This is a genomic window from Streptomyces sp. P6-2-1, from assembly GCF_050613165.1.
Taxonomy (GTDB): Bacteria; Actinomycetota; Actinomycetes; order Streptomycetales; family Streptomycetaceae; genus Streptomyces.
Window position 1 is genome coordinate 3,058,271 of record NZ_CP192513.1, and the last position, 22,460, is coordinate 3,080,730.

The window sequence follows — 22,460 nt, forward strand, 5'->3', positions numbered from 1 at the left end:
CAGGAACGGCGGTACGGGGCCGGGCGGCCGCCCCGCGAAGGCACCCCCCGCCCCCGTGCCGCCGCCGGTCACCGCTTCTCCGCGTACGGCGTGAGCCGGTACGACTCCCGGCACCGCCCGCACGCGTACAGGTGCCCGCCCGCCCCTGGCCCCGACGCCTGCTCCACGACGTGGACGAGGACCGCGCCCTCGGCGAGCCCGCGGTGCCAGTGGCACCGGGCGAGGGTCCGGGCGGGCTCGCGCGGGGCGGTCACCGGGCCTCCCCCGCGCCACAAGGCGCGCACGCGCGCGGGAACCAGGCGACGCCGAACCCGGCGGCGGGGCGGGGGCCGAGGTCGATGTCGTCGATGCCGGGGCGCAGGGTGGCCGCGCACCCGACGCAAGCGATCCCAGGGCGGCCCCGGGGCGCACCCGGGCGGGACAGAAACGTTCGGTCTCGCCGTCGGCACGCCGCGCGCGGGCTGCCGCTCCCGCCCCGTACCGCCCCTATCCCCAGTCCTTCCCCGATCGTCCCCGTTTCCGTTCGGCCTGCTGTTTCTTCTCGCGCAGGCGGCGTTCGTTGATGCCCTTGGGGATCTTGCGCTTGCGGCGGGCCGCCGGGGGTGGGGCGGTGGCCTCGGCGAGGAGCGAGGTGAGGCGGGCGGCGGCGAGTTCGCGGTTGCGCCACTGGGAGCGGTGCTCGGAGGCGCGGACAGCGAGGACGCCGTCGCGCAGGCGCGGGGCGAGGCGGTCGAGGGCGCGGCTCTTCCAGACCTCGGGGAGCGCCTCGGTCGCGGCGAGGTCGAAGAGGACCTCGACCTGCGTGTCGGAGGTGTTGACGTGCTGGCCGCCGGGCCCGGAGGAGCGCGAGAAGCGCCACTTCAGCTCCGCCTCGGGCAGGACGACCGAGCCACGGATGACATGGGGACCGGACATGACTCCATCGTCGCGCGTCCCGGGGAGTGCGGCACGCGCTTTTCGCGCCGGGGGGTACGGGAGGGGGCGCGCGAGGCCCCCGCGCGCACCGGTCCGTGGAGATTCGTAAAGAAAGCAAAGAAGCAAGGAACCTTGGCAACGTGCCCCGGCGTTCATAGAAATGACGACGGTCCCGCCGAACGGCGCGGGGTCGCGATCGTTCGACTCAGACGAAAAGGACACCTCGCATGGCTGTAAGCCTGTCCAAGGGCGGCAATGTCTCGCTGACGAAGGAGGCCCCGGGCCTGACCGCCGTGACAGTCGGCCTCGGTTGGGACGTGCGCACCACGACCGGTACGGACTTCGACCTCGACGCTTCCGCGATCGCGGTGAACGCGGAGGGCAAGGTCTACTCCGACGCCCACTTCGTCTTCTTCAACAACAAGCAGACCCCGGACCAGACCATCGTCCACACCGGCGACAACCGCACGGGCGAGGGCGCGGGCGACGACGAGGCGATCAACGTCAACCTCGCGGGACTGCCCGCCGACATCGACAAGATCGTCTTCCCCGTGTCGATCTACGACGCCGAGACCCGCAACCAGAACTTCGGCCAGGTCCGCAACGCCTACATCCGCATCGTCAACCAGGACGGCGGCACCGAGATCGCCCGCTACGACCTCTCCGAGGACGCGGCGACCGAGACCGCGATGGTCTTCGGCGAGCTGTACCGCAACGGCGCGGAGTGGAAGTTCCGCGCCGTCGGCCAGGGCTACGCCTCGGGCCTCGTCGGCATCGCGCAGGACTTCGGCGTCAACGTCTGAGACGGCTGAAGGGGGCTACGGGGGTACGGGGGTACGGGGGGTACGGGGCCGCTCGCCCCGTGCCCCCGTACCTCCCTGCCCGCGTACCCGGCTCCGTGCGCGTACCCCGCCCGCCTGCTACTCCCGCTCCTCCGCCGGGCGGTGCAGCTCCTCGCGGAACGTGTGCGCCGGGTACACGCCGAGTTCCCGCAGCTCGGCCGAGAAGAACGACAGCTCCTCCAGGGCCCGCACGAAGCCCGGGTCGTCGGGGTGGCCCTCGACGTCCACGTAGAACTGGCTGGCGTAGAAGCTGCCGCCGAGCTGGTAGGACTCGATCTTCGTCAGGTTGACGCCGTTGCTCGCGAAGGCGCCGAGCGCCTTGTAGAGCGAGGCGGGGATGTTGCGGGTGCGGAAGAGGAGGCTCGTGACGTACGCGACGCCGTCGGCGCGCTCCGGGCGCGGGGCCTCCTCGGCGCGCGCGAGGGCGAGGAAGCGGGTCGTGTTGTGGTGCTCGTCCTCGACCTGCCCGGCGAGGACCTCAAGGCCGTAGAGGTCGGCGGCGGCGGGGGGCGCGAAGGCCGCGTGCGTGGGATCGCCCAGCTCGGCGACCTCGCGGGCGGCGCCCGCCGTGTCCTCGGCGACGCGCGCGGTCCAGCCGTGCTCGCGGGTGATCTTCCGGCACTGGCCGAGGGCGTGCACGTGGCTGCGGACGGTCTTGATGCCCTCGATCGTCGCGCCGCGCGGCCCTACGAGATCGAAGTGGATCGGCTGGAAGTACTCGGCGAACATCCGCAGGCCCGAGGAGGCGAGCAGCTGGTGCACGTCGGCGACGCGGCCCGCCGATGAGTTCTCGATCGGGATGAGCGCGACGCGCGCCTCGCCCTCGTTCACCGCGTGCAGCACGTCGGCGAAGGTCGCGCAGGGCAGCGTGGGCTCGCCCGGAAACATGGCCGCGCTCACGGCGGCGGAGTTGGACCCTGGTTCACCTTGGTACGCGACGGCGGAAGCGCTGCTCATGGTGCCAACGTACCGAAAGCGGGTGGCGCGGCGCGGCGCTGTCCACGGGGTGAGGCGGCACGGCGGGGTTCGCGTGGGGAGGCGGCGCGGCGCTGTCCACGGGGGTGCGGCGGCACGGGCGGGTTCACCTGGTGAGGCGGCACGGGCGGGGCGGGTCAGGGACCTACGCTCCGCCTCATGCTCATCGAAACGCTTCTCCCGGCCGCCGACGACCCGCTCGCGCTCCCCGCGCCGGTCCTGCTCGAACTGACCGAGCTGTACGCGTCGGACAAGGAGTTCCAGCAGCTCAGCGGCGACTTCCCCGACCCGGAGAACATCAGCCCCGAACAGGTCGCCGCCTCGCTCGCCGAGGAGCTGTCGCACCCCGACGCGGAGGTGCTGCTCGCCCGCTCGCGCGGCAAGCTCGTGGGCCTCGCGGCGACCCTGCGCCACCACCCCTCGCGCGCCGACGACCCCGACCCGTGGATCGGCCTCCTGATGATCGACGGCCGCGCCCGCCGCGAGGGCCACGGCCGCCGCCTGACCCGCGCCGTCGAGGACCGCTTCCGCGAGGAGGGCCGCACGGGCGTCCGCCTCGCGGTCCTGCGCGGCAACGCCACGGCGATGTCCTTCTGGACCTCGCTCGGCTACGAGGTCATCGACGAACGCCCCGACCTGCGACGCCGCCGACCGGCGTACGTGCTCCGCAAGGACCTGCTGGCCTAGACAGGCGGCGGTCGTCCCCGGGGGCGTCCCCGAGAGGCGTCCCCGAGGGGCGTCCCCGGGGGCTGGTGCCCCTCACCCCAGCACCACCGCGCCCACCGGCCGCGCCCCGCCCCCGATCCACCGCGTCTTCCCCGTCCGCAGGTCCACCGCGGTGACCCCGTCCCGCCAGCCCTCCCGTGTGTGGCCGCCCGTCACGTACGCGGTGCGCCCGTCCGGGGAGGCGACCACGTCCTCGTGCGGCCCGTCGAGCGGCACGAGGCGTTCCGTGCCGTCCGGGGCGCGGATCGTCAGGGACGGGCCCGCGTCGCGCGCGGGGTCGATCGGGCCCGTACCGACGACGAGCTGATGGCCGTCCGGCGTGAGCGCGGTGCCGTGCTGGTGGGTGCGGGCCGTCATCGGCAGGACGCGCGAGCGCCCCGTCCGCGGGTCGAGGTCGACGAGGCGTCTGCCCTCGAAGGGGAGGAGGAGGTGGCCGTCCGACGGGCGTACGGCCGCGTAGTGCGGCTTGAGCCAGCTCCCGAGGCCGCCCTCCGTCCCGTACGGCGCGACCTCGACGCGCCGCACGACGCGCGGCGCCTCGCCGCCGCCGGAACGGCTGGGACCACGGGAACCGCTGGGACTGCTGGAACCGCTGGGACTGCTGGGACCTCCCGGGCTTCCCGGGCTTCCGGGGTCGACGACCGTCACGTCGAAGGAGTCGTGCGCCGTGACGTACACGCGGCCGCCATCGGGCGCCACGTCCACGTCGAAGGGCCGCCGCCCCACCGGCAGCACGGCCGTCGTGCGCAACGTGCGCGTGTCGACGACCTCCAGCGTGCCGCGTCCGTCCGGCACGTTCACGCCGACGTACGCGTACCGCCCGTCGGGCGCGAGCGCGACGCCCATCCCGCCGCCCCGGTACTCGCCGCGTGCGACGGGCCCCGTCCTGGTCAGGTACGGCACGCGTGCGACGCGCTCGCGCGTCCGCGTGTCCACGACCGCGAGCCCTTCTGCGGTCGCCACCCACGCGCGGCCGTCGTCCCCGAGCGCGATCCCGTACGGAGCCGTGCCCACCTTCACGGACGCGGCCCGGCCCCGCCCGGCGACGGGCAGGAAGGTCACGGTGTCCGCGCCGAAGTCGGCGAGGAGGAGGGTGCGGGAAGCGGGCGAGGTACGGGACGGCCCCGGACCGGGGCCAGGACCAGGGCCGGCGGTACCGGACGGTCCGGCGTCCACCACTCCCGTACGGGACGGCCCCGCGCCCTCCGCGCCCGTACGGGAGGGCCCCGGCTCCCCGCCGGACGGCGGCCCCGCGCACCCGGCGAGCGCCACCAGCAGCGCCGCCCCTGCCAGGACCCGCCTCACCCCGCCTCACCCTCCCCGCTCCGGCCGGGCTCATCGGCCGCCCCGCCCGCCCCGGCCTCCGCCGCGGCGAGCATCGCCGCCAGCCCCGCGAAGCCGCGCCGCTCCGCGTGCTCCCGTGCCGTCACGCCCTCGCCGTCCGCGAGACCGGGCCGGGCGCCGGCCGCGAGCAGGAGCCGCACGATCTCCTCGTGCGCGGCCCCGCCGTCGCCGAGGATCACGGCCTCCAGGAGCGCGGTCCAGCCGAGCCTGTTGACGTGGTTGACGTCCATGTCCGTCTCGCGCAGCGCCGCGGCCACGTACGCGACGTGCCCGCGCTCGCTCGCCGGGATGAGCGCGATCCCGCCGAAACGATTGCGCAGCGCGAAGTCAGGGCCCGCGGGGAGCAGCGCGCGCATCATCGCGACACTGCCGGTGACCCCGGTCGCGAGCCACGCGCTCTCCAGACGCGTGTCCTGCGCGTTCGGGTCGGCGCCCGCCGCGACGAGCACCTCGGCAGCGGCGACGTGGTCGCCCTGCGCGGCGAGCAGCAGCGGCGTGCGCCGCGCCTCGTCCCGTACCTCCGTGTCCGCGCCGTCCGCGAGCGCGCGGCGCACGGTCGCGGCGTCGCCCGTGCGGGCCGCGGCGAGGAGAAGAGCGGCGGCGGGGGACTTCGATCCGGACATGGGTGGGACCTCCTGCGAGTACGGTCGCGAGACGCGGACCTGGGCTACCGGACTACTTCACCTCACCTGCCCAGCGCGGCGACGCCCGCCTCCGCGAACGTCTCGTCCTGGTCCCCGCTCGGCGCGCCCGCGACCCCGACCGCCGCGACGGGCGCGCCCTTCGCGGTGACCGGGGCGCCGCCCGCGAGGAAGAGCGTGCCGGGGATGTCCTTGAGGGTCGGCGCGGAGTCGAGGCGCGTGACGAGTTCGGAGGTCGGGGCGTTCCAGGAGACGGCGGTGTACGCCTTCTTCACGGCGGACTCGTAGGACTGCGGGCCCGCGCCGTCGCCGCGCAGCGTGACGAGCGTGCGCCCGTCGCGGTCGACGACGGCGACCGAGACGTTCTGGTGGGCGCGGTGGGCGGCGTCGAGCGCGGCCTGCGCGGCGCGGGTCGCCGCGGCGGTCGTGAGGTGCGTCGTGGTGGTCGTCGCGCGGTGCGCGGCGTCGGCGGGCACGGCGGTGGCGGCGGCCGGACGGGACCGGGGCGCGTCGGCGTTCGCCGACACGGTGCCGAGGACCCCAGCGGTGCCGAGCGCGGCGACGAGGGTGCCTCCGGCGAGGAGGCGGGCACGGCGGGTACGGAGGGTGCGGAGGGTGCGGCGGCTGAGGGACATGGCTTCGCTCCTGTGGGTGTGCGGGTCCGGGTGTCCGGGTGAACGGGTGTCGGTGTCCGGGTGAACGGTGTGCGCGGGGCCGGGACCGGCCGGACGCGGCCTTACGGGTGCCGGGCCGGGACGCCTTACGGCTACGGCCCGGAATCGGCCTTACGGGTACGGGGCGCGCCTTGGTCTTCGGGGCGGCTCCCGCTTCTCCAGCCTGGCCGCCCGGGCCCGCCTCTCCCGTCGCCCGCCCGGCCATTCCCCGCGCCCCGACCGGTGGGCTCCCGGGTCGGCCGATCGGTTGATGCGGGGCCCCGCGCCTGGCGCGATGATCGAAGGGCCCGCCCTGCCCCGTACCGCCGCCCCTGCCCCGTACCACCGCCCCCGCCCGGCGCACCCGCGCACCCGTACCCGCCGCCCGTACCCGTGCCCGCACCTCACAGGACCCCCGCCCATGCCCCCACCGCAGACCGTCCTCCTTCCCTCCTCCCGGGCCGACGAGGCCGCCGAGGCCGATGAGCGGCGGCTCACCGCGCTCCTCACCGTCGCCTTCCTCGCGCTGCTCGCGGGCGCGCTGCTCCGCTACGTCCTGCGGCACGGCGACAGCGGGCGGCTGCCGTGGGTCGTGGCGCTGAGCGTCGTGCTCGCGGGGACGCAGCTCGTACGGGGCGGGTCCGCGCGGGCGCGGCGGGGGCGGCTGGGCGTGGTCGCGGTGTGCTGGGCGGTCGTGGTGCTGCTCGCGCCGAGTTTCGCGTGGTGCGCGATCCCGCTCGTGCACACGGCGCTGCGGGTGCTGCCGGTACGGGCCGCGCTCGCCGCGATCACCGTGCTCACGGCGCTCGTGGTGGTCGCCGAACTGCGGCTCGCCGACGGTTTCGACCCGAACCTCGTCCTCCTCCCGCCGGTCGTCGCGGCGCTCGCGACCGGCGTGTTCCTGCACCTGAGCCGCGAGTCGGCGCGGCGCGGCGCGCTCATCGACGACCTCGTGCGCACGCGCAGGGAGCTGGCGGCGACGGAGCGCCGCGAGGGCACCCTCGCCGAGCGGCAGCGGCTCTCCGGGGAGATCCACGACACGCTCGCGCAGGGCCTGTCGAGTCAGCGGATGCTGCTCCAGGCCGCCGAACGCCAGTGGGACAGGGACCCCGAAGCGGCCCGCGCGCACGTCCGTACGGCGGCGGGGATCGCGGCGGAGGGGCTCGCCGAGGCGCGGCGGCTCGTGCACGACCTGGGTCCTGCGGGGCTCGCGGGCGGTACGGACCTGGGGGCGGCGCTCACCGCGCTCGCCGCCGGGGCCTCGCGCGGGGGGCTCGCGGTGCGGGCCGAGGTCCACGACGAGACGGGGGCGGGCCCGGCCGTCCTGCCGGACCGGGTGGCTTCGGCGCTGCTGCGTACGGCGCAGGGCGCGCTCGCGAACGTACGGGAGCACGCCCGTGCCCGTACCGCGACGCTCACGCTGACCCTGCTCGACGACCTCGCGGTCCTGGACGTCGCTGACGACGGGAGGGGCTTCGTCCCCGGCACGGGGGCGGGGCCAGGCGCTTCGCGCGGCGCGCGGGGGCACGGGCTGCCCGCGACGCGGGCCAGGCTCCAGCAGCTGGGCGGCACGCTCGTGGTCGACTCGGCGCCGGGCGAGGGGACGGTCCTGACGGCGCGGGTCCCGCTGTCCGAGGGGGAGCAGGAACGCAGCTTCTCCACCGCACCACCGGAAGGATGCGCCCCATGAGCACCGCCGCCGCCGTACCTCCCGACCCCACCGGTGACGACCCCACCGATGCCCCGAGCGATGCCCCGACCGGCGCCCTCGCGGATTCCCCTGCCGGTGCCCCCGCAGGTTCCCCCGCAGGTTCCCCTGCCGGTGCCCCCGCTGGGCCTCTCGTCCGGCTCCTCCTCTGCGACGACCACGCCGTCGTACGGGCGGGGCTGCGCGCGCTGCTCGCGAGCGCGGCGGGGATCGAGGTGAGCGGGGAGGCGGGGAGCGGTGAGGAGGCGGTCGCGCTCGCGGCGAAGCTCCGCCCGGACCTCGTCCTCATGGACCTCCAGCTCGGCCCCGGCATCGACGGCGTCGAGGCGACCCGCCGACTCCTCGCGCTGCCCGCCCCGCCGCGCGTCCTCGTCCTCACGACGTACGACACGGACGCGGACGTCACCCGCGCGGTGAACGCGGGCGCGACGGGCTACCTCCTCAAGGCGGAGCGCCCCGAGGAACTCTTCGCGGCGATCCACGCGGCGGCCCAGGGCCGCACCGCCCTGTCGCCCCCGGTCGCCCACCGGGTCCTCGCCCACCTGCGCGCGCCCCGGCCCGAGCTGACCCCCCGCGAGCGCGACATCCTCGCCCAGCTCTCCCAGGGCCTCGGCAACCGCGACATCGCCCGTGCCCTGCACATCAGCGAGGCCACGGTGAAGACCCACCTGGGCCGCGTCTACCAGAAACTGGGCGTGGACACGCGAGCCGGAGCGGTGGCGGTGGCGAAGGAGCAGCGGCTGCTGGGGTGAGGGCGGGCGGACGTCGGCTGACGGGGCGGGGTGGGGCGGGGCGGGGCGGGCGGACATCGGCTGACGGGGTTGGGCGGCCGGGCGGGGCGGGCTCGGCTCGACCCGGCGGGGGTGGGGTGACCCGGGGCGGGCTCGGCTGGCGGACCTGGGCGGGGCGGGGCGCGGCCGGGCGGGGCTCGGCCGGGCGGGGCGGCTGGGCTGGGCCGGGCGGTCGTCGCGCCTGGGCTGGGCTGGGGTGGAGTGGGCCCGGCTGGGCTGGGGGTTCGGCCCGGCGGCCCGACGGGGCGAAGCCGTCCGGGGCGGTGAACGCCCCGTCCGTCCTGCCGCTCGGCCGCGCCTCGCGCCTCCGTGACACCATTCCCCCGTGCTCGACATCGGTTACGCCCTCTCCCGTCGCCATCCCGACTCGCCGCAGACCGACTACCGGCGCGCCGACCGGTACGCGCTGCGGCACGACCTGTTTCTCGGGGACGTGTATCTCGCGGACACGGAGGAGGACCGGGAGGTGGAGACGTCCTGGGGGTGGGTGCCGGTGCTCGACTTCGCGTGGGCGCTGTGCGACATCGCCGAGCTGCTCGACCAGGACCCGATGGGGAGCAGGGCGAGCAAGCCGCAGTACGCGGAGCTGGACTTCACCGAGTCGTCGGACCGGCTGCTCTTCGCGCGCCGCTTCGGCTGGGTCGACATCGAGGCGGAGTGGCGGCCCGAGAGCGAGCGCCCGCTGAGCTTCGCGCACGCCGAACTGCGCAGGGAGGCACGCGACTTCCTCCACGACCTGCTCGCCGACCTCACCGAGATGCACGAGGAGCTGGACGAGAACCCGCTGGTGTGGGACCTGCGGGCCCGCTTCCCGCGCGTGTCCTGAGCCGTCACTCTCCCGGGTCTCCCAAAGATCACTCCCCCAGGTCCAGAACCCGCATCCCCAGCTCGGCCGCGAGCGCGGGGGCGAGGTCGATGAGCTGGTCGGGGCTGATCGCGGCGCCGCGCAGCCCGCCGATCCCCGAGGCCACGCTCAGCTCGGCGGCCTGCCGCAGGTCCACGTCCCTGAGGCTCACCTTGTTGAGATCCGCGCCCTTCACGACGCAGTCCACGAACGCGACCCGCTCCAGGCTCGCCCCGCCGAAGTCGGGTTCGACGAGCACGCACGCCTCGAACACGACGTCCTTGAGCTTCGCGCCGCGCAGATTGAGGTAGTCCAGCTTCCCGCCACGTACGACGACGCGTTCCAGAACCGCCCCGTGCGCCTGCGTCCCGCCGAGCCGCGCGTCGATCACTTCGACATCACGCAGCGTCGCCTCGGCGAGCTGCGTTCCCACGCCCCGTACCGCTTCGAGGCGCGAGTCGACGAACCGCGCGCGCGTCAGGCGCGTACCGCCGAGCCCGCACTCGCTCAGGAGGCAGTCGAGGAACGAGGCGCCGCCCGCGTCCCCGTCGTCGAGCGCGTCCCCGCGCCATTCGACCCCGTCGTAGTCCCCGTCCGGCACGAGCCCCCAGCCGGGCGGCTCGACGAGCGGGGGCAACCGCAACTCCGGCCTGCGCGGCGGCCGTACGGCAGGCGTCCGCCGCGCGGCGCGCGGGGCGGTGGAGGGGGGACGACGGGCGGGGCGTGAGGTCATGGGGTCACTGTGCCGTACGCCACTGACAGGCGCGTATGTCGCCCGCAGGGGGAGGGGAGGGAGGCGGGCGCGGGAGACCGTTCACGACGCCGGTTTCGGGCGGTCCTGCCCCTCTTGCGAGGACGCCTGGCTGTCTTGGGGCGGCCCCTGCCCGGCTCGGGCACGGCCCGTGCCCCCCTCCGGGAAGTCCGCACTCGCACCGGCACGGCCGCCCCGCCTACCCGGCGCAGCCCTCACCCGCCTCCGGACAGCCCCCGCACGCCACGGGACGACGGCGCCTGCCCCGGGACGGCCCCCAGCCGCCTCCGAGTAGCCCCCACCACCTCCGGGCAGTACACGCCCGCCACGGAACGGCCCCGCCTACCCGGCGCAGCCCCCACCGCCCGCCTCCGAGAGCCCCTACCCGCCAGAGCGCCCTCCGCGTTGCCCCGGCGCAGCCCCTACCTGCCTCCGGGCAGGCCACGCACGCCACGGGACGACCGCGCCTGCCTCCGGGCAGCCCCCGCCCTCCCAGGGGGGCGACCCCAATACCAATCCTTCCGCACCCCCCGCCCCCACCCCCACCAATCCCCGCAATCTGTGGATAACTTCGCCGAACCCGAAAATCCTCTCACTCGTCCGAGTGGCGACCATCTCCCCGCCAACGCACCGCCCCAGGGATATGCGCTACCTTCCCTGACAACCACACCGAACCGCCCCACACCGCCCCACACCCCTCCCCCAACGTCGGCCCCACCCTGCACCTCCCCTCCCCGCACCCCGCCCCCCAACGCCCGCACCGCCCCTCCCCCGACCCCCACCTCCGCCCCCTCCCCTCCCCTCCGCCCCTTCCCCCGCCCCACCAATACCCGGCATCACGCAGGTCGGCCCGTACGAACTCCTCCCCTCCGCCACGTAGTCCGGCGCGACCCGGTCCACGAGCACCACCCGCGAGGCCCGCTCCCGCAGCCCCGCGCGCACCCCCGCGCCGATCCGCCCCGCCGCGCCCGTCAGCAGGGCCCTCCCCCGCTTCTCCCTCACCGTGTCCGCCGCCCTGCCGCACGCCACGGACAATGCGGGCCCGAAATACCTTCGCGGCGGGCGTTGTTGGGGCCGGGGACCGGACCGTCACGCCCGTAGGGGAGTCGCCCGCCATGCTCGCCGTCCGTATGCACCGCTTCGGCCCGCCCGGTGTCCTCGTCCCCGAAGAGGTGCCCGATCCCGTGCCGGGGCCGGGCGAGGTCGTGGTCGACGTGCGGGCCGCCGGGGTGCATCTCATCGACACGCGGCTGCGCTCCGGCGTACGGGGCCCGATGCCCGCGCTTCCCGCACTGCCCACCGTGCCGGGGCGCGAGGTGGCCGGGATCGTGAGCGGACGCGGGGACGGTACGAACCCTGCGCTGTACGGGGCGAGAGTCGCCGCGCACCTCGGCGACGCCCCCGGCGGCTACGCCGCGCGCGCCCTCGTGCCCGCAGCCGCCCTGCTGCCGGTCCCCGATGAACTGGACCTCGGCGCCGCCGTCGCCCTCGTCGGCACGGGCCGTACCGCGCTCGGCATCCTCAACTTCGCGCCCCTCTCACCCGCCGACACCGTGCTGATCCCGGCGGCGGCCGGGGGCCTCGGCATCCTGCTCACGCAGTACGCGAGCGGCGCGGGGGCGACCGTCGTCGGCCTCGCGGGCGGTCCTGCGAAGACTCGTGTCGTACGGGAGAACGGCGCGGCGCACGCCCTCGACTACACCCGCCCCGACTGGCCCGCGCGCGTCCGTGAGGCACTGGGCGCCGAACGGCCCGTCACGGTCGTCGTCGACGGCGTCGGCGGTGAGGTGGCACGGGAGGCGTACGGGCTCCTCGCGGACGGCGGCCGCTACCTCGTGCACGGCTGGTCGAGCCGGGGCGCCGAGGCCACGGGGCCCGGATTCGTCCCGGAGGACGAGGAGTTGAAGGCGCGCTCGCAGTCGTACGAGCGGACCGTGGGGCCCGCGATGGCGGCACGCGAGGGCGGTCCCGACCCCCTCGGCGCGCTCCAGCGCCGCGCCTTCGCCGAGGCGGCGGCGGGCCGGCTCCGCCCCGTCGTGCACCGCTTCCCGCTGCGCGAGGCGGCAGCCGCGCACCGGGCGCTGGAGGAGCGGGGGACGGTGGGGAAGGTCGTCCTGGAGCCGTGAGGGACCCGGCCCCGCCGGGGGAACCGTACGGTCCGTACAAACGGAGGCGTATCTACCGCGCCCGCGCCCGGTTAATGTGCCCACATGACGGATTCCGCCCAGGAACTCCCCACCCCGGGGCCCTCCGCGCCGGGCATACCCGCCCAGGACACCCCGGCGCAGGACAGCCCCGCCCCGGAGACCCCCATACCGGCCACCGCCCCCTTACCGGCCACAGCCCCCTTGGCCACCGCCCCCTTGGCGACCGCCCCTTTGACGGCCGCCCCCTCGCCCGAGTCTCCAGCCGATCCCGCGCAGGACGCCCCGGCCCCCGCCCGCGCCGTCCTGCGCCGACTCACACAGACCCCCTGCCAGCGCTGCGGCACCCTCGTCGCCGGGCTCAACGGGCGCTACGCCTGCCCCGTGTGCGACTGGGCGAACCCGTGGGAGGACGGCGCACGCTGACACCTCCCGGCATCCCGCACCCGGACACTCCCCACGCCCGCACACCCCCCGCCTCCGCACGCTCCCGCCCCCGCCTCCGCGCGCCCCCGGCCTCCACACACCCCCCCCCCGCCTCCGCACGGCCACCACACGCCCCCGCCCGGCCACACGCCCCCGCCCGGCCGCACGCTCCCGCCTCCGCGCACCCCGCCTCACCCGCCCCCCACGCTCCCCCGCGTCCTCAACTTCCCAGCTGTCGCAGGCTCTCGCCCGTGAGCCGGAACTCGGTCCAGCCGGTGTGCGGGTGGGCGCCCATCGACTCGTAGAAGGCGACGGTCGACGTGTTCGAGTCGAGTACGGACCATTCGAGGCGTTCGTAGCCCCGTTCCACGCAGGTGCGGGCGAGCGCGGCGAGCAGCGCCTTGCCGTGGCCGCCGCCCCGGAACGCGGGCCGCACGTAGAGGTCCTCCAGGTAGATGCCGGGGCGGCCGCGCCAGGTCGAGAAGTTGCGGTACCAGAGCGCGAAACCCGCTGTCGCGCCTTGCGGAGTCCGCGCGAGGTACGCGCACGCCATCGCGTCCTCGCCGAAGAGCGCGTCGCCGATCTCCTCCTCGGTGGCCCGCAGCTCGTGCAGGGCTTCGTGGTACGCCGCGAGTTCCGTGACCATCGCGTAGATCTCGACCAGGTCCTCGGGGCGCGCGGTCCTGATCTCACCCTCGTACCCGCCGCTTTTCTCACTCATTCGCGCAGGCTAACCGCCCGGAAGCGGACATTCCCGCAAGGCGGGCGGGGCGCCGCGAGCGCGCGGGAAAAGGGGTGGAGGACGGCGAGGGTGGCTGATATTTTGCGGTCGACCGTGACACCGCCCGAGGAGGTGAGGGACCCATGAACGCTTTTCCGACGTGGGTGCTCCCCTTTTCGCGTCACGGCCGGCGGCCGAGGTAGGCCCGCCGGGAGCGCCTGAACACCTGGCACTCCCGAAAGGCACCACCGTGCACTCTTCGTACCCTCTCGCGTTCACCGCCGCGTCCTCCACGGACGGCGTGCTCACCCGCGATTTCACCCTCGGCGACATCCCCGGCGTCCTCTGGTCGCCCCTCGCGGCCACCCCCACGACCGCGCCCGCCTCCGCCTCCACGCCCGCCCCCGCGTCCGCCTCCACGCCCGCGCCCGCGTCCACCCCGACGCCCGCCCCGACGCCCGCGCCCGCGTCCGTCTCCACGACCACCCCCACCGCCCTCTCCTCATCCGCCCCCGCGACCGTCCCCTCCCCCGCCCCCCTCGTCCTCATGGGCCACGGTGGCGGCGCCCACAAGAAGCACCGCGCGATGACGGGCCGCGCGCACGGGCTCGTGACGGGCTTCGGCTTCCACGTCGCGGTGCTCGACGCGCCGGGCCACGGCGAGCGGCCGCGCGACGCGCGGGACGAGCGGGACGTGGCCGCGCTGCGCGAGGCGCAAGCGGCGGGCGCACCCGAAGGCCCCGTCGTCGTCCCGTACAACGCCCGGCTCGCCGAGATCGCCGTGCCCGAGTACCGCGCGCTCATCGACGCACTCGTCCAACTTCCGGAAATCGACGGGCCCGTGGGATACGTCGGCGTGGGCCTCGGTACCGCGATCGGTGTGCCGCTCGTCGCCGCCGAGCCGCGCATCCGCGCCGCCGTCCTCGGCCTCCACTGGCCCGACGCGCTCGGTGACGCGGCCCGGCGGATCACCGTGCCCGTCGAGTACGCGGTGCAGTGGGACGACGAGCGCATCCCGCGCGAGGCGGCCCTCGCCCTCTTCGACGCCTTCGGCTCGCGGGAGAAGAGCCTGCACGCCCACGCGGGCGGGCACGCCGACTTCCCGCGCTCCGTGGAGGCGGACAGCGCGGCACGTTTCCTGGGACGGCACTTGCGGGCGGAGCCGGGCACCACGGCGGCCACAGCGGCCTGACCCGGCCACAGCGGCCTGACCAACGCGGGCGCCCACGGGCGCGGGGCGGGGTACGGGTATACAGGGCGCATACGGGTACGGGGCGCGGCGCGCGTACGGTACGGACACCCCGCCGCCACCCGGCCCCACCCGGCCCCACCCGGCCCCGACCACCCCCGCCCGGCCCCACCCGGCCCCGACCGCCCCCGCCCGGCCCCGACGCCTTCCGCCCCAACCAACGATCCCCGCCCCGCCACGCGGCGCGCCCGCCCGCCCCCCCGCCGACACACCCCCGTATCACTCCCGCCCGCCGCCGCGCTCACTCACCCCCGTACCGCTCCCGCCAACTCCCCCCACATCCGCCCCACTTCGCGCCCCTCCTCCACCTCCCACACCACCGCCTGGAGTACGCGCCCCCGCGTCCATGCCGCCGCCCGCTCGCGGTCCGCGCCGATCGCCTCGGTGAGCGCGGCGAAACGGCGGGCGGTGTCGGCGGGGTCGTAGCGGTTGGTGAGGGCGGGGAGGAGGTCGAAGGCGGGGTCGCCCGCGAGGGGTTTGGGGTCGATGGCGAGCCAGGGTTCGCGGCGGGCTGCGAGGACGTTGCCGTAGTGCAGGTCCCAGTGCAACAGCCGGTCGCCGGAGGGGCCTTCACTCCGTACGGCGCGCAACGCGGCGGCGCAGTCCGCGATCAGGGCGCGCGTCGCCGCGTCCTGCGGGGTGGCCTTCGCCGCGCGGACGAGGAGGGCGTCGGCCACGTCGTCGAGCCGCCGCAGCCCGGCCGGGGCCCGTACGGCGGTCAGGCGCGCGAGGAGCGCGGCGAGCGGGCGCAGCGCCGCACGCGCCTCCTGGATGTCGTTCAAGTCCCGTACCGTGTCGAGTCGTTCGAGCAGCAGCCAGGAGACTTCGGGCGCGCCGGGGCCCTCGCCCAGCCGTTCCGCGTCCTCCCCGAGGACGCGCACCGCCCCGTCCCCGTCCCACGCGCGCAGTGCCGCGCCCTCCCCCACCGTCTCCTCGTTCCTCAACTGCACTTTGAGCACGGCCCGTTCGCCGTCCGTCGTGCGTACGGGCAGGACGAGCGCGGCGACCCCGTGCCGCACCCGTCCTTCGGGGCGCAGGGACCACCGTTCCAGGCGCCGTGCGGCCATCGCGGGAGCGGCCGCCACGAAGGCGGTGCCCGCCGCGCCCTCGTGCCGCCGCTGGTACTCGGCGAAGCGGGCGGGGACGGCGAAGGGGACGGAAGCGGCCATAGGGGAAGGGTACGGGCGCCGCACTACCCCCGGCCCCCCGGACCGGATACCGTCCCCCACCTGCGCGGCGGCACGGTGAGGCCGTGCCGCACCGAGGAAGGCGGATCGGGATGGACGGCGAGGGCGTCGTGAACGGCGGGATCTCGTACTGGTGGGCGCGCGAGGGGCTGCCCGCGCCGCGCGAGCCGCTCGCCGGGGACACGCGCGCCGATGTGTGCGTGGTCGGGGGCGGGTACACGGGGCTGTGGACGGCGTACTACCTCAAGCGCGCGCTCCCGTACCTCGACGTCGCCGTGCTCGAACGCTCCTTCTGCGGCTACGGGGCGTCGGGCCGCAACGGCGGCTGGCTGTACAACGGGATCGCGGGGCGGGAGCGGTACGCGCGGCTGCACGGCAGGGACGCCGCCGTGCGGCTCCAGCGGGCGATGAACGACACGGTCGCCGAGGTCGTGCGGACGACGGAGGCGGAGGGCATCGACGCCGATCTCGTGCGCGGCGGGGTGCTCGAAGTCGCGACGACACCCGCGCAGGCGGCGCGCCTGCGGGCCTTCCACGACGAGGAGTTGGCGTACGGCCAGGCCGACAGGGAGCTGTACGGGGCGCGGGACACGGCGGCGCGGATACGGGTCGCGGGCGCGGTCGCCTCGACGTGGACGCCGCACGGGGCCCGGCTGCAACCGGCGAAGCTGGTACGGGGGTTGGCGGCGAAGGCCGAGGAAATCGGCGTACGGATTCACGAGTCGACGCCGGTCACGGAGATACGGCCGCAGCACGCGGTGACGCCCTACGGGACCGTGCGCGCCCCGTACGTGCTGCGCTGCACCGAGGGCTTCACCGCGGGGCTCAAGGGGCAGCGGCGCACGTGGCTGCCGATGAACTCCTCGATGATCGTGACGGAGCCGCTGCCCGCCGCCTTCTGGGAACAGGCGGGCTGGGAGGGGCGCGAGACGCTGGGGGACTTCGCGCACGCGTACCTGTACGCGCAGCGCACGGCGGACGACCGCATCGCGCTGGGCGGCAGGGGCGTCCCCTACCGCTACGGCTCGCGGACGGACAACGACGGCCGTACGCGGCCCGCCACCGTCACGAACCTGCGGGAACTCCTCGTGAAGCTGTTCCCGCAGCTCGCGGGGGCGCGGGTGGCGCACGCGTGGTCGGGGGTGCTCGGTGTGCCGCGCGACTGGTGCGCGACGGTGTGCCTGGACAGGTCGACGGGGCTCGGCTGGGCGGGCGGGTACGTCGGTTCGGGCGTCGCGACGAGCAACCTCGCCGCGCGCACGCTGCGCGACCTGGTGTGCCAGGACTCGGGCCAGGGCGGCCCGACCGCGCTCACGGCGCTCCCCTGGGTCGACCACCGCGTCCGCAAGTGGGAGCCGGAGCCGCTGCGCTGGCTCGGTGTCCGCACGATGTACGCGGCGTACCGGGCCGCGGACCGGGGCGAAGCCCGCACGTACGCGCCGGGGACGGCGCGCCTGGCCCGGTGGGCGGACCGGGTGGCGGGGAGGTAGGCCCCGCCACGCGAGGGGGGACGGACGACGAGGGAGGCGGCTTCCAAGGTGCGGCCCACCGCCCCCGCCCTCGCTCGTCACCCTCAACTCCTTTACGTGCGCGACTCCTTGACAGCGCTTTCTACCGGCCCTTCAATCACAGGGTGAACGCTCAAGGCACGGCCCCCACGCCACGCCTTCAGTTGTCATAGCCATGACATGCCCATCCCGCCCGTCCGGCCCCACCCGGAAGGACCCCCTGTGCCCGCACCGCACCCCCCACGCCCCGGCCGCCGCCACCCCCTGACCCGCTCCCTCCTTCGCCTCCTCCTCCCGCTCGCCCTCCTCCTCGGCCTGGGCGCCGCCTCGCCCGCGCTCGCCGCCCCCGCCCCCGCCGCCGACGTCAAAGTGCTCGCCTTCTACAACGGCACGTGGGACGCCGCCCACATCGACTTCGTGCACGAGGCCAACGAGTGGTTCCCGCAGGCGGGCGCCGAGAACGGCTTCACGTACACGGCGACGAACGACTGGGGCCGCCTCGCGGACGCGGGCGCGCTCGCCGCGTACGACGTGGTGGTCTTCCTCGACGACGCGCCGCACGACGCCGCCCAACGGGCGGGATTCCAGACGTACATGGAAAACGGTGGCGGCTGGCTCGGCTTCCACGTCTCGGCGTTCACGACGGACGCGGGGGAATGGCCCTGGTACTACGACCAGTTCCTCGGCAGCGGCGACTTCCGCTCCAACACGTGGGGCCCCACCTCGGCGACCCTCCGTGTCGAGGACCGCGGCCATCCCGCGACCACGGGGCTCCCCGAGACGTTCACGTCCTCGGTCAGCGAGTGGTACAGCTGGTCGAACAACCTCCGTTCCAACCCGGACATCGACGTCCTCGCCTCCGTCGACCCGTCGAGCTTCCCGCTCGGCACCGACCCCGATCAGTCCTGGTACGACGGCGACTACCCGATCCTGTGGACGAACACCGACTACCGCATGCTGTATGCGAACTTCGGCCACAACGCGATGAACTACGACACGAACCAGCGTCTCTCGTCGACGTTCGCCGAGCCCCTTCAGAACGGTTTCCTCCTGGACGGCCTGCGCTGGCTCGCGGGCAACTGAGCCTCCGCACGCCCCCCCCGCTCCCCCTCACGCCCCTCACCCGCAGGGCCGCTCACCGGATGCCCGAGGCGACGGCGATGCGGGCGCGTCCGGGGGCGAGGGCGCCACGTCCGGGTGGGCGCACCGCGCGGCGCGCCACTCCGGCCAGGAGAGCGCACTCCACCTCCGCCTGTACGTCCTCGGGTTGCTGCCCCGCAGTGAGGCGCGGGGCCGCCCGGGCCGCCGCCCGGTCGGCTGCCAGGCCCGCCCTCGCCGCCCGGCGGGAAGGCGGCACGGTCGACGGCCCAGGCGATGAGGGAGTCGGGTGACGGGGGCAGCGCCGCGACGGGCGGCGGGCGAGGAATGACGCCGGGCCCGAGCCCCCACCCCGGCCCCGCGCAATCAGTACGCGGGCCCCGACCCCGCACCCCCTGCCCCCGATCACCCGGGACGCGAGCCCCGACCCCGCACCCCGACCCGCGCCCCCGGCCCCGCGCACCCGCCCCCGCGCCCCCGGCCCCCTCGCCACCCGCAAATCACCTTGCGCACCCCCGCTCCCCCACCGGACCCTTGGCCCATGCCCCCGGAGCCCCAGCCCGCCGCGCCCCTCGCCGCCCCGCCCCTCGCCGCCCCGCCCCTCGCCGTGCCGCCGCCGTCCGCGCCCGCCGCCACCGGGGTCCGTCTGCCCTGGGAGGGGGTCCCCGCGCCCGTACGGACGCGCGCCGAGGAGCGGTGGGGCGCGGCGGTCGTATCGGCGGTGACACAGTCCGGGGGCTTCTCGCCCGGAGTCGCCGCGCGGGTCCAACTCAGCGACAGCAGAAGGCTGTTCGTCAAGGCCGTGGGCCCGGAGCCGAACCCGCGCTCGCCCGGCTTCCACCGCAGGGAGGCCACGCTCACTGCCGCGCTCCCCGCCTCCGTTCCCGTCCCGCGCCTCGTCGACAGCCTGGAGGTGGCGGGCTGGGTCGTCCTCGCGTACGAGGAGATCGCGGGCCGTCAGCCGCGCGAACCCTGGTCGGCGCGGGACCTCGCGCGTGTCCTGCGCGCGACGGAGGCCCTTGCCGAGCGGCTCACTCCCGCGCCGCCGATCGGCGCGCCCTCGCTGGCCGAGGACGCCGGATTCCGGCGCTGGCGCCTCCTCCTGGAGGCGTACGAGGCGGGCGAAGCCGAGGCGGCGGCGACCGTCGCCGTACTGCCCGCCTGGGCCGGCGACCGGCTCGCCGCCCTCGCGGAGCGCGAGGCCGGGTGGCCGGAAGCGGTGGCAGGGGCGACGCTGCTCCACTGCGACCTGCGCGCGGACAACCTCCTCCTCACGCGGGACCCCGGGCGCCCCGTCGTCTTCGTCGACTGGCCGCACGCCGCGACGGGTGCCGCGTGGTTCGACGTCGTGGGGATGGGCCCGAGCGTCCTCATGGGCGCCCCGGGACTGCGCCCTCTGCTCGACGCGCACCTCACCGCGCGCGGCGCGGACCCCACCGCGGTCGCCACGGTCCTCGTCGGCCTGGCGGGCCTCTTCCTCACGGACGCGGCCCGCCCCGCGCCGCCTGGCCTCCCCACCCTGCGCCCCTTCCAGCGCGCGCAGGGCGAGGCGGCCCTCGCGTGGCTGCGCGCGAGCTGGGGCGGAGTATGAACGAGGAGGAGTACCGGACGTACCTGGGCGAGGAGCGTGCCGCCTTCGCCTGGGTGCTCGAACACCACGGCTCCCGCACCCCGGCCGAGGCGCACGCGCGGGCACTCGCCCGCTACCCGTACGAACCCGCGTCGGCCCCGTACCGCGAGCTGGTCTTCCACGACGAGGCGTGGCACTGGGCCATGCTCCACCTCCACGGCGCGCGCTACTGGCACGACCGCCCCGAACTCCTGCACCCACCGCGGGAGTACGAGCACCAGGCCCGCCGCCCGGTCTCCCCGCCCCCGCCCGGCACTCCCTGACCCCGCCGGTCCCGCGCGGCCCACGCTCCGGGGCCGCCCCCTCGCGCGCCCCACGACGGCGGTACGAGACCCACCCCGCCCGGACACCCCCGAGCGCGGCGCCGACGCCCGGTCACACACGCGTCCAGCACACGCACACGAGCCCCCGCCCACGCGGCACGCCCTCGGGGTGAACGCCCTCCGGGCGGCGGTGTCGTCGTGACTGCGCTGGTGTGCCGCGCACGGCCACGCCGGCCCGGCAGTTTGGCCGTGGGCGAAGCGCAAGCCTCCGCCGGACTCGTGGACCCCGGCGCTCGAAGATGGCCGTTGACCGGCTGATCACCCCGCCGCGACGTCCGCCTCCGGGAGCCGCGCCACACCTGCGGGACGGTGTTCGTCACCACCGCGAACCGGGGCCGGGAAGGTCCTCGGCCCCTGCCGCGTCCGCCCGGACACCGGCCGGGTCCAGGCGTCGTACGGGCAGACCTGCCTCGCGCGGCCCGGGTGCCGCCCGGTGCCCGTCGCAGTGTGCAGCGGCGGGCACCCGTCCACCATGTGCTCAGGCGGTGAGTTCGGTGATGCCGAGGGCGAAGTCCGCGTTCCCCACCCCGTGGTTGGCGAGGCCCACCGTGACCACGCCGGCTCCTTCCAGCCAGTGCGCCATCGCGAGGCCGCCGACGTCCAGCGGGCGCAGCCCGAGGCTCTCGACGAACGCCTCCACGCTTGCCTTGGCCCGCTCGTTGTCGCCGGCGAGGAAGACGTCGGGACGGCCCTTCTCCAGGACGTGCCGGAAGATGGTGTTGAACGCCTTGACCACGCTGGCGCCGGCCGGGGCCGCCTTGGCGGCTTCCTGCGCGATCGAGGTCTCCGCGCGGTGGGCCAGCCCGTCGAAGGTGGCGTTGAAGGGGTTGCTGATGTCGACGATGACCTTGCCCGCGAGTGCGTCTCCGTACCGGGTGATGGCCGGTACGACACCGTCGTGCAACAGGGCCACGATGACGATGTCCCCGGTCGGGGCGGTGCCCCATTCCGCGGTCGTGGCGCCGTCACCGAGAGCCTTGGCCAGGTCAGCGGCCTTGGACCGGTCCCGGCCCGTAATCTCGACGGTGTTGCCGCCCGCTATCGCCCGCGCGCCGATGGTGCGGGCCATGTTCCCGGTGCCGATGATGCTGATGGTGCTCATGAGTCGTCCTGCCCTGGGTGTGGGGGGTGGGTTCAGAGGGCGGTGGTGCCGCCGTCGGCGACGAGTTCCATGCCGTTGACGTAGCTGGAGTCGTCGGAGGCGAGGAAGAGCGCGGCGGTGGCGATTTCGTCGGGCCTGCCCATCCGGCCGCGGGGGATGAGGGACTCGAAGTGGCGCTTGGTGGCCTCGTCGAAGAGTTCTTCCTGTTTGGCGGTGGCGACCTGGCCGGGAGTCAGGACGTTGACGCGGATGCGGCGGTCCTTGAGCTCGTTGAGCCAGATACGGGCCCAGGCCTGCTGGACGGCCTTGCTGCCGGCGTAGACGCTCCAGCCGGGGAAGGCGCCGAGGGAGGCGTTGGAGCCGGTCATGAGGATGGAGCCGCCGTCGTTGAAGAGCGGGAGGGCCTTCTGGACGGTGAACAGGGTGCCGCGGGCGTTGAGCCCGAACCACGTGTCGAACTGGGCCTCGGTGATCTCGCCGAGCGGGGCGGGCTCGCCGCCGCCGGCGCTGGCCCACAGCACGTCGAGGCTGCCCTTCTCCCGCTTGACGGTGGCGTACAGGCGGTCCAGGTCGTCCAGGTCGGCGGCGTCGCCCCGCACGCCGGTGACGTTGCGGCCGATCTGCTTCACAGCCTCGTCCAGGGCGTCCTGGCGGCGGCCGGTGAGGAAGACGTGCGCTCCCTCTTCGACGAAGAGTTTCGCGCCGGCCAGCGCCATGCCGGTGGTGCCGCCGGTGATGACCGCGACCTTGCCGTCGAGCTTTCCCATTGTCGTTCCCTCGGGTCGATGGTGCCGGGCGCACCTGAAGCGGCAGCGTTATGTACACCGCCCTGTGTATGTAGCGTATGGGGCGGCTCGCTGCGGCGCAAACTATGTACACCGA

22 protein-coding genes and 1 pseudogene are annotated in these 22,460 nt (G+C 75.4%); 12 read left to right on the forward strand and 11 right to left on the reverse strand.

The features are described 5' to 3' along the window. Positions 1-68: 68 nt before the first annotated feature. Both ACQYWQ_RS13125 and arfB read right to left on the reverse strand, forming a co-directional pair. On the reverse strand, positions 69-254 hold the full coding sequence (locus ACQYWQ_RS13125) for a hypothetical protein (RefSeq protein WP_431034673.1): 186 nt from the start codon (positions 252-254) through the stop codon (positions 69-71). Between the two features lie 232 nt (positions 255-486). Continuing rightward, complete coding sequence (gene arfB, locus ACQYWQ_RS13130; RefSeq protein WP_431034674.1) at positions 487-915, reverse strand: alternative ribosome rescue aminoacyl-tRNA hydrolase ArfB; 429 nt, start codon at positions 913-915, stop codon at positions 487-489. 227 nt (positions 916-1,142) lie between these two features. On the opposite strand from arfB, the gene ACQYWQ_RS13135 reads away from it, so the two are divergent. Continuing rightward, the gene (locus ACQYWQ_RS13135; RefSeq protein ID WP_431034675.1) at positions 1,143-1,718 is read left to right on the forward strand and encodes a TerD family protein; all 576 of its coding nucleotides are present in this window, start codon (positions 1,143-1,145) and stop codon (positions 1,716-1,718) included. 117 nt (positions 1,719-1,835) lie between these two features. Here ACQYWQ_RS13135 and ACQYWQ_RS13140 read toward each other — a convergent pair whose 3' ends face one another. Then, on the reverse strand, positions 1,836-2,714 hold the full coding sequence (locus ACQYWQ_RS13140; protein WP_431034676.1) for a prephenate dehydratase: 879 nt from the start codon (positions 2,712-2,714) through the stop codon (positions 1,836-1,838). Between the two features lie 177 nt (positions 2,715-2,891). Here ACQYWQ_RS13140 and ACQYWQ_RS13145 point away from each other — a divergent pair, with 177 nt between their 5' ends. Next, a complete protein-coding gene (locus ACQYWQ_RS13145) occupies positions 2,892-3,419 on the forward strand; it encodes a GNAT family N-acetyltransferase (RefSeq protein WP_431034678.1) in 528 nt (175 codons plus the stop codon). Positions 3,420-3,491: 72 nt separating this feature from the next. Here ACQYWQ_RS13145 and ACQYWQ_RS13150 read toward each other — a convergent pair whose 3' ends face one another. The 3 genes from ACQYWQ_RS13150 to ACQYWQ_RS13160 form a co-directional block, all read right to left on the reverse strand. Next, entirely contained in the window at positions 3,492-4,763 is a 1,272-nt protein-coding gene (locus tag ACQYWQ_RS13150; protein ID WP_431034679.1) for a YncE family protein, read from the reverse strand. Continuing rightward, a complete protein-coding gene (locus ACQYWQ_RS13155; protein WP_431034680.1) occupies positions 4,760-5,425 on the reverse strand; it encodes an ankyrin repeat domain-containing protein in 666 nt (221 codons plus the stop codon). Before ACQYWQ_RS13155 ends, ACQYWQ_RS13150 begins: the two co-directional genes overlap by 4 nt. Before the next feature lie 62 nt (positions 5,426-5,487). Then, positions 5,488-6,078 carry a GlcG/HbpS family heme-binding protein gene (locus ACQYWQ_RS13160; protein WP_431034681.1) on the reverse strand — a complete coding sequence of 197 codons (591 nt, stop codon included), beginning with the start codon at positions 6,076-6,078 and terminating at the stop codon, positions 5,488-5,490. A 439-nt stretch (positions 6,079-6,517) separates the two neighbouring features. Between ACQYWQ_RS13160 and ACQYWQ_RS13165 the strand changes: the two genes are divergently transcribed. From ACQYWQ_RS13165 to ACQYWQ_RS13175, 3 genes are all read left to right on the forward strand, one after another. Then, positions 6,518-7,786: a sensor histidine kinase gene (locus tag ACQYWQ_RS13165; RefSeq protein ID WP_431034682.1), complete on the forward strand. Its 1,269-nt coding sequence runs from the start codon at positions 6,518-6,520 to the stop codon at positions 7,784-7,786. Beyond that, the gene (locus tag ACQYWQ_RS13170; protein WP_431034683.1) at positions 7,783-8,556 is read left to right on the forward strand and encodes a response regulator; all 774 of its coding nucleotides are present in this window, start codon (positions 7,783-7,785) and stop codon (positions 8,554-8,556) included. The genes ACQYWQ_RS13165 and ACQYWQ_RS13170 overlap by 4 nt, the downstream gene beginning before the upstream one ends. A gap of 364 nt (positions 8,557-8,920) precedes the next feature. Further along, positions 8,921-9,421, forward strand: coding sequence for a hypothetical protein (locus tag ACQYWQ_RS13175; protein WP_431034685.1), 501 nt, complete (start codon positions 8,921-8,923; stop codon positions 9,419-9,421). Between the two features lie 28 nt (positions 9,422-9,449). Here ACQYWQ_RS13175 and ACQYWQ_RS13180 read toward each other — a convergent pair whose 3' ends face one another. Continuing rightward, a complete protein-coding gene (locus ACQYWQ_RS13180; protein ID WP_431034686.1) occupies positions 9,450-10,172 on the reverse strand; it encodes a pentapeptide repeat-containing protein in 723 nt (240 codons plus the stop codon). Positions 10,173-11,305: 1,133 nt separating this feature from the next. Between ACQYWQ_RS13180 and ACQYWQ_RS13185 the strand changes: the two genes are divergently transcribed. Next, the gene (locus ACQYWQ_RS13185; protein ID WP_431034687.1) at positions 11,306-12,316 is read left to right on the forward strand and encodes a zinc-binding dehydrogenase; all 1,011 of its coding nucleotides are present in this window, start codon (positions 11,306-11,308) and stop codon (positions 12,314-12,316) included. 84 nt (positions 12,317-12,400) lie between these two features. After that, positions 12,401-12,760, forward strand: coding sequence for a hypothetical protein (locus ACQYWQ_RS13190; RefSeq protein WP_431034688.1), 360 nt, complete (start codon positions 12,401-12,403; stop codon positions 12,758-12,760). Positions 12,761-12,980: 220 nt separating this feature from the next. On the opposite strand, the gene ACQYWQ_RS13195 is transcribed toward ACQYWQ_RS13190, so the two are convergent. Continuing rightward, the gene (locus ACQYWQ_RS13195; RefSeq protein ID WP_431034689.1) at positions 12,981-13,481 is read right to left on the reverse strand and encodes a GNAT family N-acetyltransferase; all 501 of its coding nucleotides are present in this window, start codon (positions 13,479-13,481) and stop codon (positions 12,981-12,983) included. A gap of 250 nt (positions 13,482-13,731) precedes the next feature. Between ACQYWQ_RS13195 and ACQYWQ_RS13200 the strand changes: the two genes are divergently transcribed. Next, positions 13,732-14,673: an alpha/beta hydrolase gene (locus ACQYWQ_RS13200; RefSeq protein WP_431034691.1), complete on the forward strand. Its 942-nt coding sequence runs from the start codon at positions 13,732-13,734 to the stop codon at positions 14,671-14,673. Positions 14,674-14,975: 302 nt separating this feature from the next. Here ACQYWQ_RS13200 and ACQYWQ_RS13205 read toward each other — a convergent pair whose 3' ends face one another. Then, positions 14,976-15,899 carry an aminoglycoside phosphotransferase family protein gene (locus ACQYWQ_RS13205; RefSeq protein WP_431034693.1) on the reverse strand — a complete coding sequence of 308 codons (924 nt, stop codon included), beginning with the start codon at positions 15,897-15,899 and terminating at the stop codon, positions 14,976-14,978. 110 nt (positions 15,900-16,009) lie between these two features. On the opposite strand from ACQYWQ_RS13205, the gene ACQYWQ_RS13210 reads away from it, so the two are divergent. From ACQYWQ_RS13210 to ACQYWQ_RS13225, 4 genes and pseudogenes are all read left to right on the forward strand, one after another. Further along, the gene (locus tag ACQYWQ_RS13210; RefSeq protein WP_431039175.1) at positions 16,010-17,407 is read left to right on the forward strand and encodes an NAD(P)/FAD-dependent oxidoreductase; all 1,398 of its coding nucleotides are present in this window, start codon (positions 16,010-16,012) and stop codon (positions 17,405-17,407) included. A 198-nt stretch (positions 17,408-17,605) separates the two neighbouring features. After that, a pseudogene (locus ACQYWQ_RS13215) lies at positions 17,606-18,502 on the forward strand (ThuA domain-containing protein); the annotation flags it as partial. A gap of 562 nt (positions 18,503-19,064) precedes the next feature. Beyond that, positions 19,065-20,114: a phosphotransferase family protein gene (locus ACQYWQ_RS13220; RefSeq protein ID WP_431034695.1), complete on the forward strand. Its 1,050-nt coding sequence runs from the start codon at positions 19,065-19,067 to the stop codon at positions 20,112-20,114. Beyond that, entirely contained in the window at positions 20,111-20,416 is a 306-nt protein-coding gene (locus ACQYWQ_RS13225; RefSeq protein ID WP_431034697.1) for a hypothetical protein, read from the forward strand. The genes ACQYWQ_RS13220 and ACQYWQ_RS13225 overlap by 4 nt, the downstream gene beginning before the upstream one ends. 538 nt (positions 20,417-20,954) lie before the next feature. On the opposite strand, the gene ACQYWQ_RS13230 is transcribed toward ACQYWQ_RS13225, so the two are convergent. Both ACQYWQ_RS13230 and ACQYWQ_RS13235 read right to left on the reverse strand, forming a co-directional pair. After that, entirely contained in the window at positions 20,955-21,578 is a 624-nt protein-coding gene (locus ACQYWQ_RS13230) for an NADPH-dependent F420 reductase (protein ID WP_431034699.1), read from the reverse strand. Positions 21,579-21,610: 32 nt separating this feature from the next. Beyond that, positions 21,611-22,345, reverse strand: coding sequence for an SDR family NAD(P)-dependent oxidoreductase (locus ACQYWQ_RS13235; RefSeq protein ID WP_431034701.1), 735 nt, complete (start codon positions 22,343-22,345; stop codon positions 21,611-21,613). Positions 22,346-22,460 lie beyond the last annotated feature (115 nt).